The 15,441-nt window shown below is 34.2% G+C and carries 10 protein-coding genes; 7 read left to right on the forward strand and 3 right to left on the reverse strand.

Annotated features, from left to right (window positions below; all coding sequences use genetic code 11):
• Window positions 1–6: 6 nt before the first annotated feature.
• The 3 genes from ASE40_RS10220 to ASE40_RS10230 all read right to left on the reverse strand — a co-directional run bounded on the left by ASE40_RS10220 (window position 7) and on the right by ASE40_RS10230 (window position 6,004).
• Window positions 7–1,605 (reverse strand): RagB/SusD family nutrient uptake outer membrane protein, encoded by a 1,599-nt coding sequence (locus ASE40_RS10220; RefSeq protein ID WP_057116844.1) that lies wholly within the window; start codon window positions 1,603–1,605, stop codon window positions 7–9.
• Window positions 1,606–1,616: 11 nt separating this feature from the next.
• Window positions 1,617–4,808, reverse strand: coding sequence for a SusC/RagA family TonB-linked outer membrane protein (locus ASE40_RS10225; protein WP_057116845.1), 3,192 nt, complete (start codon window positions 4,806–4,808; stop codon window positions 1,617–1,619).
• Window positions 4,809–5,125: 317 nt separating this feature from the next.
• Entirely contained in the window at window positions 5,126–6,004 is an 879-nt protein-coding gene (locus tag ASE40_RS10230) for a helix-turn-helix domain-containing protein (protein ID WP_057117015.1), read from the reverse strand.
• Window positions 6,005–6,310: 306 nt separating this feature from the next.
• On the opposite strand from ASE40_RS10230, the gene ASE40_RS10235 reads away from it, so the two are divergent.
• The 7 genes from ASE40_RS10235 to ASE40_RS10265 all read left to right on the forward strand — a co-directional run bounded on the left by ASE40_RS10235 (window position 6,311) and on the right by ASE40_RS10265 (window position 15,390).
• Complete coding sequence (locus tag ASE40_RS10235; protein ID WP_057116846.1) at window positions 6,311–7,447, forward strand: glycoside hydrolase family 26 protein; 1,137 nt, start codon at window positions 6,311–6,313, stop codon at window positions 7,445–7,447.
• A gap of 38 nt (window positions 7,448–7,485) precedes the next feature.
• Window positions 7,486–8,874, forward strand: a complete 1,389-nt coding sequence (locus tag ASE40_RS10240; protein ID WP_057116847.1) for an MFS transporter — start codon at window positions 7,486–7,488, stop codon at window positions 8,872–8,874.
• A 28-nt stretch (window positions 8,875–8,902) separates the two neighbouring features.
• The gene (locus ASE40_RS10245; RefSeq protein WP_057116848.1) at window positions 8,903–10,093 is read left to right on the forward strand and encodes a glycosidase; all 1,191 of its coding nucleotides are present in this window, start codon (window positions 8,903–8,905) and stop codon (window positions 10,091–10,093) included.
• 6 nt (window positions 10,094–10,099) lie between these two features.
• Window positions 10,100–11,290, forward strand: coding sequence for an AGE family epimerase/isomerase (locus ASE40_RS10250; protein ID WP_057116849.1), 1,191 nt, complete (start codon window positions 10,100–10,102; stop codon window positions 11,288–11,290).
• Window positions 11,291–11,356: 66 nt separating this feature from the next.
• The gene (locus ASE40_RS10255) at window positions 11,357–11,863 is read left to right on the forward strand and encodes a hypothetical protein (protein ID WP_057116850.1); all 507 of its coding nucleotides are present in this window, start codon (window positions 11,357–11,359) and stop codon (window positions 11,861–11,863) included.
• Between the two features lie 128 nt (window positions 11,864–11,991).
• Window positions 11,992–13,278: a glycoside hydrolase 5 family protein gene (locus ASE40_RS10260; RefSeq protein ID WP_057116851.1), complete on the forward strand. Its 1,287-nt coding sequence runs from the start codon at window positions 11,992–11,994 to the stop codon at window positions 13,276–13,278.
• Between the two features lie 129 nt (window positions 13,279–13,407).
• Window positions 13,408–15,390, forward strand: a complete 1,983-nt coding sequence (locus tag ASE40_RS10265) for a glycoside hydrolase family 97 protein (protein WP_057117016.1) — start codon at window positions 13,408–13,410, stop codon at window positions 15,388–15,390.
• Window positions 15,391–15,441: the final 51 nt, after the last annotated feature.

A 15,441-nucleotide genomic window follows, 5' to 3' on the forward strand; every position in this document is an offset into this window, starting at 1 on the left:
TTAAAATTATTTAAAAGTATATGGTACTACTTCTGTCAATTTTGGATTTTTAGTCAAGTCGTCAGCTGGATAAGGCAATAAAAGATTTGTTGCCGAGATTGTAATATGTTTTTCAGCTTCTCTGTTTCCTCTATTTTGTGCTTCTAGAATCGCTTTTGCTTTTTCAAAAGGTAAACGACCTAAATCAAAATAATAATCTCCTTCGCACGCCAGCTCAGCACGTCTTTCTTTAAAAATATCATCGAATGTTATAACTGATTTTGGTGCAAGCCCTGCTCTTTTACGAACTGCATTATAAGATTGAAGCGCTTGTGCATCTGATGTACTGCCTGTTTGTCCGCCCAAAATTGCTTCAGCATGAATTAATAGTAATTCTGCATAACGCATCATGTAGCTGTTCATGCTACTTTCTCCATTATTTACAGGATTAAACGCTCCCGTTATTGGGAGATTTTCTTTCCCGATAACATATTTTTTCAATCCTGCACCAGATTTTTGAGCTTCGTACTGAAGTTCAAAAGTATAACCCAGAATTTTTGGAGCACCTAGATCAAGTGTTTTGGCGTAAGTCAAATTTGGATAGAAATCTCCAGGAAGCATAAAAGTCTCAATTCTTCTTCTGTCTCCATTTTCAAAAACATTTTTAATTAAATCTTGAGATGGTGCAATTTGTCCAGAATACGTTGTTTCTACCAATCTGTTTTCTGGAGCAAATAATGTATTGGTGAAATTACCATCAAAATACCCTCCAGTTCCTGTCCATTGCCAAGCAAAAATAGATTCTTCGTTATTATTGTTTTTTTGCAAAAACAAGTCGGCAAAAGACTTAGTCGGTAATTCATCACCTCCTAACAATTTAAACTCACCGCTGTTAATTACTTCCTGAGCCATTTGTCTCGCCAAGTCATATTTCTTTTGATATAAATAAACTTTTGCAAGCATTGCTTTTGCAGAACCGCTTGATACGTGCGCATTCGCAGCATAATCTGAACCTCTGTTTTTTGTTCTCAAATTAGCAATCGCAAATTTTAAATCATTTTCGATGAATTTGTAAACATCTTCAGTTGGATTACTCGGAATAACGTAGTTTTTAGAATAGTCTGCATTATTTTCGATAATAGGCACATTTCCCCATAATCTTACCAAGAAGAAATAAGAAAATGCTCTAATAAAATGGCATTCTCCTAATGTATTATTCAAAGCTTCCTTACTAACATTTGGACCAACACTCTGCGGTAAATTACTGATATAAGCATTAGAATTTGCAATAGCTCCAAAACAAGATCTCCAAGAATCTGAAATATATCTTGATGTATTTGTAAAACTCAAATCTGTAAATTTTCCAAAGTCATTATAAATATCGGCATACATATTACCAGAGATTACATCTGTAATACCGTAAAAACCTTCTTTATTCATATTAAACCAAACTAAACCATAAAGTCCGTTGGTCGCATTGTCTAGTTTTTCGTCAGAATCATAGTAACTTCCTATTGTAGGATTTCCTTCTGCAGGAACATCTATAAAATCTTGAGAGCAAGAGGATGAGAACAACATCAATAACGCCATAAAACCTACGCTGCCTCTTTTATATATATTTTTCATATTATTTTTTATTAAAATTCAACATTAAAACCAAAAGAAATTAGTCTTGGCACAGGATAACGTCCGTTATCAATTCCAGACATTAATGCGTCTTGATTATAAGCACCCACCTCAGGATCATAACCTGTGTATTTTGTAAAAGTGAATAAGTTTTGTCCAGAAGCATAAATTCTCAATCTTGTTAGTTTGATTTTTGAAATTATATCCGATGGCAACGAATATCCTAAAGTTACGTTCTGAATTCTTAAATAAGAACCATTTTCAATCATACGGGTAGAAACGGCATTGTTAATATGATCGTAACTAGAAGGTTTAGGAAGCGAAGCATCTAAGTTATCAGCAGAATAGAAATCAGCAGCTTCTGTTAAATAATTAGTTCCCAAATTACTATTCATTGTTCCCGATGCACGAGTTAAATTCAGCAATTTATTTCCTGCAGTTCCTTGAAGGAAAATCGATAGATCGACATTTTTATATTTAAAGTTATTTGTAAAACCGTAAGTGAATTTTGGATTTGGATTTCCAATATTCGTTAAATCGTTTTGATCGATTTTACCATCATTATTTAAATCTTTATAAATAACATCACCTTTTACAAAGTCTGGCAATAAAGAGTTTGTTCCGTTTTTTAAGACTACTCTATTTCCTGAACCGTCAACATGTCCGTATTTTAATAAATCTTCATCAGTTCTGTAAATCCCTACAGCTTCGTATCCTAAAAACGAACCAATCGGCAGACCTTCCTGCGTTCTTGAAACACTTACAGTACTATAAGCAAGTGTATTAGTTGTTTTTATAATATTTAAACCTGCCATGTCTGTAACTTTATTTTCATACTTGGTAAAGTTCAAACTAGAATCCCAAGAGAAGTTTTCTGAGAATTTATTATGATAGCCAAGAGTTACCTCGATACCTTTATTCTGCATACTTCCAAGGTTAAAATATGGAGGATTTACACCACCTTCATAATCACCGCCTCCAGAAAGATAATTTGGCAACGGAACCTGATACAAGAAGTTTTTAGACACTTTTTTATAAACATCAACCGATGCTGTAAATTTGGATTGAAACAAAGTAAAATCTAAACCTAAGTTTGTTTGATCCTGAGTCTCCCATTTCAAATCTTTATTTGGAGTATTTGAAGGAAGATAAGAAGTTCCCATAGAACTTACCACTACGTGAAGATTAGAATCGTATAAGTTATTTCCGATTTGATTGTTTCCAGTTTGTCCCCATCCAAATCTTAACTTTATATTATCAACATATTTTCTAGTGCTTTCCATGAAAGATTCATTCGAAATTTTCCAAGAACCGCTGGCAGAACTAAAAACACCCCATTTATTTCCTACGAAAAACTTAGAAGATCCATCTGTTCTAATCGCAGCAGAAATACCATATTTATCTGCGTAATCATAAACCACCCTTCCTAAATAAGATGATAAAGTTTGAGTTCCTGAATAGGTACTTTTAAGCACGGCTTTCGCTAAATCTCCGCCGGCAAGCGTCTGGTTACTATTATCTTTATAACCATTTCCTTCCATAGAATATCCTTCCCAATGTGCTCTATTTGACTCTTGAACAGCTAAAATTGTAAAATTGTGTTTATCAATTGTCTTTCTATACGTAAGCATGTTTTTTAAGTTCCATGAATTACCAGAAGACGGATTATAATATAGATTAGCGTAATTTTTCACCGCATTACCCAAAGAATACATAGGATCAAATCGTTGTCCTAAATTATCGTAGATATACCCTCCCGCTTCAAAACGATATTCTAAACCTTTAAGAATATCAACTTGAGTATAAAAATTTCCAGAATAATTTTTTCTTACTAATGTATTTGAACCTAATAAAGAGGTTGCAACAGGATTAACAAATGAAATACCACTTGTTGGTCCAGCAAATGCACCATCCAATTCTCTTACTGCCACATCTGGAGTCGCCAAAAGAGAAGTAGCTACAACTCCATTAAACTGTCCGTTCAGTGTAAGTTTTTCATCTGTAATTGCACCACTTACATTGATACCAACTTTAATAAAGCTGTTTACCTTAGCATCGATATTAGCTCTAACATTGTATCTTTTAAATCCAGATTCGATTACGATACCTTCTTGATTTAAAACACCTCCAGAGATATAATAGTTAATCCCTTCTTTTCCGCCTGAAAAAGACAACTGATTAGAACTCATTAATCCTGTTTCATAAATAGCATCCTGCCAGTCTGTACCTTTTCCTAATAGTTCAGGATAAGCAAATTCTGGACGTTTTGATGAAGGATCATAAACATCTGCCAAAGCATTTTGATGAGTAGCATATTGCTGCAAATTCATAGAATGCAGTTTCTTAGGAAGATTACTGATTGAATATGAATTTTCAAAAGACAATTTCCCAGTACCTTTTTTTCCTGATTTAGTAGTTACAATGATAACTCCATTTGCTCCGCGTGAACCATAAATTGCAGTAGCAGAAGCATCTTTCAAGATATCAATAGACTCAATATCGCTTGGATTGATAAGCGCTAATGGACTTACAGTAATATTTCCGTTGTTTGAAAAGTTAGAATCCCCGGCTGCATTTCTTCCAGAAGTAGAAGAGTTTCTCGCATCACCAGAAATAGGCACACCATCAATTACATACAAAGGTTCATTAGTACCTGTTAAAGAAGAAACTCCACGAATCCTTACAGAAACATTACTTCCCGGCTCTCCAGAGTTACTATTTACAACTACCCCCGCAGCTTTACCCTGAAGCATTTGGTCAAATGAGGCTACTTTTAGGTTCTCAATATCTTTTGCCGCAACACTAGAAATAGCACTATTTACATCTTTTCTCCTTTGAGTACCGTAACCAATTACAACTACATCTTTTAAATCTTCAGCATTTGATTTTAAAATTACATTTATAGTCGATTTACCATCTACAGCAACCTTCTGCGTAGCAAATCCGATAAAAGAAAACAATAAAGTTGAATTTGCAGGAACATCGATAGAATATTTACCGTCAAAATCAGTAGAGACCGTTGCTTTAGAACCCGCAACTGATACGTTTGCCCCTGGGATAGATAATCCCTTTTCATCAGATACCGTCCCCGAAACCTTTACCTGCGCAGTAATAAAATTACTGGTCAGTAACAAAAATAATATCAAAGGAACAGCTCTGTGGTCAGCCTTCCAATGAATGAAGCTAGTCATTAGTTTTTTCATAATAAGTGTTTGGTTAGTTTAAATTTGTTTTATTGCCAATCTAAGAGATCAAAAAGCCTGGTATATCAAACTCTTAAATTATTTAACAAATCTATAACAGAGAGAATTATCAAATCGATAATATTATATCATTTAATGATAATATTTTTACTTTAAGCGATTAAAAAAACACATATGAAAATAAAACCATATAAAAATTAAATTATTCGCAACAACAATCCTCAAAAAGAACCTAACACCTATATAAAAATCAACAAAAAGCGTAAAATCAAACGATTTCGTTAAAAATAATATTTAGTAGTGACAAAAAAGTATCACTATAAAATACGTTTCAATCCAGAAAAATCTTCTCTGTATTGACTCGGAGTACAATTTTTTGTCGCTTTAAAACTGCGGTTAAAATTGGCAATATTATTAAACCCAGATTTAAACGCAACTTCAGAAACGCTCATATCTTTTTCTACCAGCCAGCGAGCAGCGTAACCAATTCTAATATCATTTATATAATTGACAAAAGTTTTACCTGTACGTTTTTTAATGAATCTATTAAAAGAAATAATAGACATACTCGCCACATTTGCTACATCTTCTAAAGTAATTTTTTCAGCAAAATGTTTCTGCACATATTCGTAGACCAATTTCATTTTATCGTAGTCATCAAAAGTGTCATAGTCAACTGTATAAGTCGAAAGCAGACGCTGATTTCTAGAATTTGCCAGATCATATAATAAAGAGGTAATTTCTAAAAAATAATCCATTCCGTCTAGTTTTGAAAGCCTTACAAGTCTTGGCGTCAATTCTTCTGCTGTTTTTTTCGAAAAAAGAATTCCGTGAATAGATCTGTTAAACATATCTCTTATCGGATTCATAATTCTTCTTGACAATAAGGATTCATGAAATAAATCATTATGAAACTGAATCGTTATTTCATGGATTTTTTTACTGGTACATTTACTCAACTCCCAGCCGTGATATAAATTTGGGCCAATTAAAACGAGTTCGATATTATCAATTTCTTCAATATTATCTCCAACAACTCTCTTTACACCTTTTCCGTTTAAAATAAAATTAATTTCAAATTCCGGATGATAATGAACAGGAAAATCAAAGCTGTCTTTAACTCGGTCAAAAACTAAAAAGCTGTCGCTAGCAGCAAGCGGTGCAATTTCTCTATAAAAATTTTTCGTAGTCCCCATCTCAGAATTATTATTAGTAACGTAATATTTTGTTTTTTTGACTGCAATAATATGATATATAATTGATAAAATAATATTAATTCCACTATAATCATCCAATTATCTTTGAAAAAATAAATTATCATTTCTTTAAAAAGAACATTAATAATAAACATTAATCATTTTTAATTGAATATGTTTTTATAGTTTTAATAATTTTAACAATAAAAACATAATGATTTTTTGACAGACAAATCAACACTATTTCCAAACCATAACCACTTGTTTATTTTGCTTTTAGCCGAAAAACAAACTAACTAATCTGCAATGAAAAAACACTTTTTGACACTTTTGACAGTAACAGTACTTACCAGTTCATGCATAGCGCAAAAAAGTATAGATAATACTAATTTGTCACTTTCAGATAAAAAAGCAACTACAGAAACTAAGACACTTTATAAAAACCTAAATACTTTATCTCAAAAAGGTTTTCTTTTTGGTCATCAAGATGATTTGGCTTACGGCGTAAAATGGAAATATGAAGACGGTCGAAGTGATGTAAAAGATGTCGCAGGAGATTATCCATCTGTATATGGCTGGGATATTGCAGGTTTGGAAAATGACAAACCAAACAATATTGACGGCGTTCCTTTTGCCAAAATGAAACAATACATTATTGAAGCCAATGCAAGAGGCGGAATTTCAACTATAAGCTGGCATTTTGACAATCCCGCAACAGGAAAAGATGCTTGGGATCACACTCCAAACTCTTTAAAAACAATTTTACCAGGAGCCGAAAACCACAAAAAATTTACTTCTTGGTTAGATAAAGCGGCTACATTTTTCTTGTCTTTAAAAGATAAAAACGGCAAAAATATTCCAATTCTTTTCAGACCTTTTCATGAACTTACCGGCGGATGGTTTTGGTGGGGAAAAGGAAACTGCACTCCTGAAGAATTTAAAACGGCTTGGAAATTCACCTTTGATTATCTTCAGAAAAAAGGTGTTCACAATTTAATTTACGTTTACAATACAGGTGGTTTTGGAAGTGAAGCAGATTTTTTAGCTAACTATCCCGGAGATAATTACGCCGATATTTTAAGTTTTGATTCTTACCAAAATAGCAACGACCCAAATGGAGAGAAATTTATTGCCGAAGTTCAAAATCAGTTTAAAATCTTAAATGAAATCAATATTAAAAAACATAAAATAATTGCTTTGGCCGAAGCTGGTTATGAAGCTGTTCCAGACCCAAAATGGTGGACAGGAACTTTACTAAAAGCAATTGGAGATTATAAGATTTCTTATGTTTTACTTTGGAGAAATCACGGCTGGCAGGAAAAAGAGCAAAAAATGCATTATTACGCACCTTTCTCAGGACAAGTAAGTGAAAAAGATTTTGTCGATTTTTATAATCTAGATCAAACTATATTTGAAAAAGATATTCAAAAAAAATTAAAATAACTGCCCAAATTTAAATTACAACCTTTAAAAAAAATCTAATGCACGACAAAATTAGTTTAAAAGAAAAAATAGGTTACGGTCTTGGAGACGCTGCTTCATCTATGTTCTGGAAAATTTTCAGCATGTATCTGTTGTTTTTCTACACCGATGTTTTCGGATTAGCGCCTGCTATAGTCGGAACCATGTTTTTAATTACCCGAATCTGGGATTCCTGCTTTGACCCAATTGTTGGAATTTTAGCTGATAGAACAAAAAGTAAATGGGGAAAATTCAGACCGTATTTACTTTGGGTCGCCATACCATTTGCCGTGATTGGAGTTTTGACTTTTTATACTCCAGATTTTGACGAAAAAGGAAAAATAATTTACGCCTACGTCACTTATTCTTTAATGATGATGATTTATTCTTTAATCAATGTTCCTTATGCCTCACTTTTGGGGGTAATGTCGTCTGATCGAAAAGAAAGAAACACACTTTCTTCTTATCGAATGGTTTTTGCTTTTGGAGGAAGTCTTTTGGCACTTTGGCTGATTGAACCTTTGGTAAATTATTTTGGCGGAAACTTAAATTCAAAAACAGGCTGGCTGACAACAATTGCCGTTTTCGGATTAATTACAACTATATTCTTCTGGGCTTGTTTTGCATTTACAAAAGAAAGAGTACAACCAATTGGAGACGAACAAAACAATCTAAAAGAGGATTTAAAAGACCTCTTAAAAAATAGACCTTGGTGGATTTTATTGGGAGCTGGAATTGGCGCATTAGTTTTCAATTCAATTCGAGATGGTGCTGCGGTTTACTATTTCAAATATTATGTAAGCAGCAGTATAAACTTCGATTTTTCGCTTTTCGGAACCGATTTTCATATGACTCCAACCTCAATATATTTGGTTTTAGGACAAGCAGCGAACATCATCGGAGTGATCGCAGCGACGCCAATTGCAAATAGAATTGGTAAAAAGAAAACATTTTTTGGTGCAATGGCACTGGCAGCAATTCTTAGTTTGATTTTCTATTTATTCGGAAAAGAAGATATTTTCTTAATCATGATTTTCCAAGTTTTAATAAGTATTTGTGCAGGCTGTATTTTTCCATTAATCTGGTCAATGTACGCAGACAGTGCCGATTATTCTGAATGGAAACAAGGACGAAGAGCTACAGGACTGGTATTTTCTGCATCTTCCATGTCGCAAAAATTTGGATGGACAATTGGCGGTGCTGGAGCTGGATGGCTTTTAGGTTATTACGGTTTTCAGGCAAATGTAGAACAAACTGCAACCGCTCAAAACGGAATTCAATTAATGCTGAGTATACTTCCGGCAATAGCAGCTGGAATATCAGTAGCTTTTATAGCATTTTACCCATTATCTGAAGAAAAACTTCAAACAATTGAACAAGATTTAAACCAAAAACGAGACCAAAAATAAATTAGTACAGATACCGAAATCAATTAATATGACAACGATAACATCTTCAGCCATTTTTCAAGAAAGAAAATCGGCATTAGAAAAAGAACATAAAACACTTATTGAACAAAAAAATGCACCTCAGGAAGCTGCTGGAAACGGAATTTATGACCGTTACAAAAACCCTGTAGTAACTGCTGCGCACATTCCGCTGAACTGGCGTTTTGATTTCAACGAAAAAACAAATCCTTTCCTGCAAGAAAGAATCGGAATAAATGCTGCTTTTAATGCTGGTGCAATGAAATGGAACGGCAAATATTTATTGGCAGTTCGTGTAGAAGGAATCGACAGAAAATCATTTTTTGCCATTGCCGAAAGTCCAAACGGAATTGATAATTTCAAGTTTTGGGACAAACCCTGCGTAATTCCGCAAACCGAAGAACCAGACACCAATGTATATGATATGCGTTTGATTCATCATGAAGATGGTTATGTGTACGGTATTTTTTGTACTGAAAGAAAAGATCCAAAAGCACCAAAAGGTGATACAAGTTCGGCTGTAGCCAATGCTGGAATAGTTCGTACAAAAGATTTAGTAAACTGGGAAAGGCTTCCGGATTTAATATCTAATACGGGACAACAGCGAAATGTTGTTTTACATCCAGAATTTGTAAACGGAAAATACGCTTTATACACACGTCCGCAAGATGGTTTTATTGATGTTGGAAGTGGCGGCGGAATTGGTTTAGGTTATGTGGAAGACATGACAAACCCTGTTGTTAAAGAAGAAAAAATAATCTTTGGAAAACAATATCATACTATTTATGAATTGAAAAATGGTCTTGGCCCTGCTCCTATCAAAACATCAAAAGGCTGGCTGCATTTGGCACACGGAGTCCGTAATACTGCTGCAGGTTTACGTTACACTTTGTATATGTTCATGACAGATTTGAATGATATTACAAAAGTTACGCACGTTCCTGCCGGACATTTTATGGGACCAGAAGGAATTGAAAGAGTCGGCGACGTTTCGAATGTTTTATTTTCTAACGGATGGATTGAAGATACCAACGGAACTGTTTACGTATATTATGCCTCTTCAGACACTAGAATGCATGTAGCAGTTTCAACCGTAGAGAAATTAGTTGATTATGTTACCAATGCACCAGCAGACACTTTTATTTCTGCAGGTTCTGTACAGACTATTATTGATCAAATCGAAAGAAACAACGCAATTTAATATATCGTGTCATTACAAAGAAAGCTTTTAAAATCTGAACTCACCTCAGAACTTGATTCCATTTTAAAATATTGGTCAGAACATACTGTTGATGAGCAAAATGGCGGTTTTGCAGGTCAGATCGATTTTAATGATCAAAGAATTGAAAATGCAGAAAAAGGTTCGGTTTTAAACGCCCGAATTCTTTGGACTTTCTCTGCCAGTTATCAAACCACAAAAAACGAAAACCACAAAAAATTGGCAGAAAGAGCATTTGAATTTCTCAGTGCTTATTTTTATGACACAAAATTTGGCGGTCTTTTTTGGAGCATTAATGAGGATAAAACTCCAAAAGACACCAAAAATCAAATTTATGCTTTAGCATTTGCAATCTACGGATTGTCAGAATATTATGTGATTTCAAAAAACGAAAAAGTTCTAGAAATTGCTAAAAATTTATATCTAAAAATTCAAGAACACAGTTACGATCCTGTAAACAAAGGTTATTTTGAAGCTTTTACAAGAGATTGGCAGCCAATTGAAGATTTACGTTTGAGTGCAAAAGATGCGAATGAAAAGAAAACTATGAATACGCATCTTCATATTATTGAAGGTTATGTAAATTTATACAAAGTCTGGAAAGATGAAAAACTGCTTGAAGATATTATTGAATTATTAGAAACAATCGAGAAATATTTCATTAACACTGAAACTGGTCATTTACGTTTATTTTTCAACGAAAATTGGATTGAAAAACCAGATGTTGTTTCTTACGGCCATGACATTGAAGCGGCTTGGCTTTTACAGCAGTGTGCAGAAATTTCGGGCAATGAAAAACTGATCGAAAATTATAAAAAATACGCCGTTCAAATTGCTGAAGTTACAAAAGAAGGACTTGATTCTGACGGCGGTCTCTGGTACGAATTTGATCCAGAGAAAAATAAATTAATTGCCGAAAAACATTGGTGGCCGCAAGCGGAGGCTTTAATTGGTTTTTACAACGCTTACCAATTAACTGGAAAAGAAGAATATCTGGAAATTGTTTACAAAATTTGGAAATTCATAAAAAAACATATCCTCGATCAGAAAAATGGAGAATGGGTCTGGGGAATTTACCACGACTATTCTTTAATCGAAAAAGACAAAGCCGGATTCTGGAAATGTCCTTATCATAATGGCCGAGCCTGTTTGGAACTTATACAGCGTATTAAAGAATAACTTTATTGATTTAACTCTAATTTACAGTCGCTTATGAAACATTTTTTTCTTTTTAGTTTATTATTTATGACCACAATAATAACCGCGCAAACAAATCTTATAAAAAATGGAGGTTTCGAATACGAGTTTGTAAATTGGAGAGGCGAAGAAAATGGTGCTCTTTCTACGTATGATAAAAAATCTGGGAAAAATGGTGCGCTGATTAATCAATATACTGGTGCAGAATGGAGGGCTTTTGATCAAGTTATTACAATTCCGCGAAATACTTTTGCAATCGAATGCAGTGCATGGATGAAAACCGATGGTGTAGAAATCCAAAAAGAAGATTACAAAGCTGCATCTGTAATTATTGAATTTACCACTGATGCCGAAAAGAAAATCAGCTCTGAATTAATTGGCAATGCAAAAGGTACCACAGGCTGGATCAATTACAAAAAAGCCATAAAGGTTCCTGCAGATGCTAAAAAGATTAGGATAATGCTCGCTCTTGCCCAAACTAACGGTACTGTATTTTTTGATGATATTAAAATAACAACGCTTTCTGAAGAAGAATTTTTAAAACGAAATCCTTAAACGAGATAAATAAAAAGGTCTAAAGTAACGTAAAGTCCTAGCCCTGATAGAAGCGGCATCCTTTTATGTTGGCGTTCAACATAAAAGATACAGCGGATAGCAGGAAACAGCTTCTTAAAATATAAATCATGAAAAACAGATTTCTCAAAACACTTTCTCTTGCAATGCTTTTGTCGACAATTGCTTGTCAGGCGCAGGAAAAAATAACCGTAAAAGGCACGCAATTTTATAAAGGTGATAAACCTTATGCCTACATCGGAACCAATTATTGGTACGGCAGTATGCTTGCTTCTAAAAAAATTGGGGACAGAAAAAGACTTTTACGCGAACTGGATTTAATGAAGAAAAACGGAATTGATAATCTTCGTGTTTTGGTTGGCGCGGATGGCAGCAAATACGATTTTACGGTTCGTCCGGCTTTGCAATATGAGCAGGGAAAATATGATGAAGATCTTTTGGACGGTTTAGATTTTTTGATCAATGAAATGAGCAAACGTAATATGTATGCCGTTTTGTACTTGACAAACAACTGGGAATGGTCGGGCGGAATGTCACAATATTTAGAATGGAATGGCAAAGGAGCAATTCCAGTTCCGAATATTCCGCCAAACACTTGGCCTCAATTTATGTCGTATACAGAACAGTTTCACAGCTGCGAACCTTGCATGGAAGCTTTAAATAATCATGTAAAGTTTATTATTGGAAGAACAAATGCTTATTCTAAAAAGAAATACAACGAAGACAACACCATTATGGCATGGCAGGTTGGAAATGAACCAAGACTTTTTACAGTAGAAAATGAAGCTAAATTCACAAAATGGTTAAACAACATTGTGGATTTAATTGATAGTTTAGATAAAAATCACTTGGTTTCTACGGGTTCTGAAGGAAAAAACAGTTCGAACGACAGCATGGAGATTTTCGAAAGAACGCACCAAAATCCGAACATTGATTATTTGACCATGCACATCTGGCCAAAAAACTGGAATTGGTTTAAAGCCGATAATGCCGAAGCTACAATGCCAAAAACAATCGAAAACGCTGGAAAATATATTGACGATCATATTAAAGTGGCAAATAATTTAAAAAGACCAATTATTATAGAAGAATTTGGTCTTCCGAGGGAAAATGAAAACTTAAATGCTGGAGCTTCGTCGATCTACAGAGATAAATTTTACAGTTATATTTTTGGAAGAGTTCTAGAAAGTCATAAAAACGGAGGTCCGTTGCAGGCTGCGAATTTTTGGGGATACGGCGGTGAAGGAAAAGCCGTTAATGAAACGGGAAAATGGAATCCAGGCGAACCACTTACAACAGATCCTCCGCAAGAACCACAAGGATTAAATTCTGTTTTTAACGGCGATAAATCGACTTTAGAAATCGTTAAGAAATACAACCTAGAATTGAAGAATTAAAAAATTATTCAACCCTATTTTCTGTAGAGACGCACCGCAGTGCGTCTTATGTGCAACGAATATATGGAACGTAAACTGGGCGTAGACCCACTGCGGTGCTTCTCTACAGAAAAAACAAATCAAAAATTGATGAAAAACGCTATAACAATATTGCTGCTTTTATTTTTCGTAAACCTATCTTTTTCGCAGAAGAAACAGGATTTTACTGTAAAATCTCCAAACGGAAAAATTGAAGTTAAAATTAATGTTGATGATAAAATCAGCTGGACAATTTTGCATGAAAACGATGTGATTTTGACTCCATCAGAAATGTCTATGACTTTGGACGAAAATATTGTTTTAGGAAAAAATGCTGTTGTTTTAAATTCAAAAAAGGAAACTGTAAACACTTCTTTTGAAACACCTTTGTACAAAAAGAAATCAGTTCAAAACAATTACAATCAATTGACTTTAAAGTTCAAAAATGACTTCAGCATTGAGTATCGCGTTTTTGATGACGGCGCTGCGTATCGTTTTATAACTAAAAAGAAAAAAGATATTACCGTTAAATCTGAAGAAGTGGTTATAAACTTTGATCAGGATTACAATACTTTAATGCCTTATGTCCGCGATTTACGAAATCCGAAAGATCCATTTATTTCATCGTTTGAATCGCATTATGAAAACAAAAAAATCAGCGAGTTCAAAAAAGATACTTTAGCTTTTTTACCTTTTTTAATTGATTATAAAAATCATAAAAAAGCCGTTTTTCTAGAAGCAAATCTGGAAGATTACGCGGGACTGTTTGTAACCAATAATAAAAACAATTCTGGTTTTGAATCTCGCTTTTCTAAATATCCGTTAAAGGAAACCAACGGCGGATTCAATGACCTCAACAAATTAATTACAGAAAGAGCAGATTATTTGGTAAAAACCAAAGGAACAAGAAGTTTTCCGTGGAGAGCAATTGTGATTTCTGAAAATGATGCGGATTTAGCCAATAATGATATGGTTCAGAAATTGGCCGAGCCATCAAAAATAAAAGATGTTTCGTGGATAAAACCCGGAAAAGTAGCGTGGGACTGGTGGAACGACTGGAACATTTATAATGTTGATTTTAAAGCTGGAATCAATACACAAACTTATAAATATTATATTGATTTCGCTTCTAAAAATAAAGTGGAATATGTGGTTTTAGACGAAGGCTGGAGTGTAGAAACCGATATTATGAAACACAATCCGAATGTTGATCTCGAAGCTTTAATCGCCTACGCGAAAGAGAGAAACGTTGGAATTATCTTGTGGGCTTCGTGGATGGCTTTGCATGAAAATATTAATGGCGTTTTTGACAATTATGCTAAGCTGGGCGTCAAAGGTTTTAAAGTTGATTTTATAGACCGTGACGATGCTAAAATGGTTAGTTCCGTTTACGATATTGCTCAAAGAGCAGCCAATCATAAATTAATTATTGATTTTCACGGAATGTACAAACCAACCGGGATTCAGCGAACTTATCCAAACATTCTAAATTTTGAAGGTGTAAAAGGTTTAGAAAATAATAAATGGACACCAAATGACGATGTTCCGCTTTACGACACAACGATTCCGTTTATCAGAATGATGGCCGGCCCAATGGATTATACGCCTGGCGCAATGAGAAATGCCACAAAAAGCGAATTCAAACCAAGTCATTCCAACCCAATGAGTCAGGGAACAAGATGTCATCAATTGGCACTTTACACTATTTTTGAAGCGCCTTTGCAAATGATGGCAGACAGTCCAACAGCTTTTATGAAAGAGCAGGAAAGTACCGATTTTATTGCTAAAGTTCCAACAACTTTTGATGAAACGGTTTCTTTAAATGGTGAAGTTGGTAAATACATTTCCATTGCCAGAAGAAAAGGCAATACGTGGTATTTAGGTTCAATTACAAATTGGGATTCCAGAGATATTACTATCGATTTTTCTTTCCTTGAAAAAGGCAAAAAATTCCAAGCCGAAATTTTCTCTGATGGTTTAAATGCAGATAAAGCCGCAACGGATTATAAAAGAGAAATCATTACAATTGATTCGGCAACGAAATTAACGTATCGATTAGCAAACGGTGGTGGATTGGCGATGATTATTCAATAAAAAAAATATAGAAACCTAACAGGTTTTAAAAACCTGTTAGGTTTGATACAG

The sequence above is a fragment of the Flavobacterium sp. Root935 genome (assembly GCF_001429295.1).
GTDB lineage: Bacteria > Bacteroidota > Bacteroidia > Flavobacteriales > Flavobacteriaceae > Flavobacterium.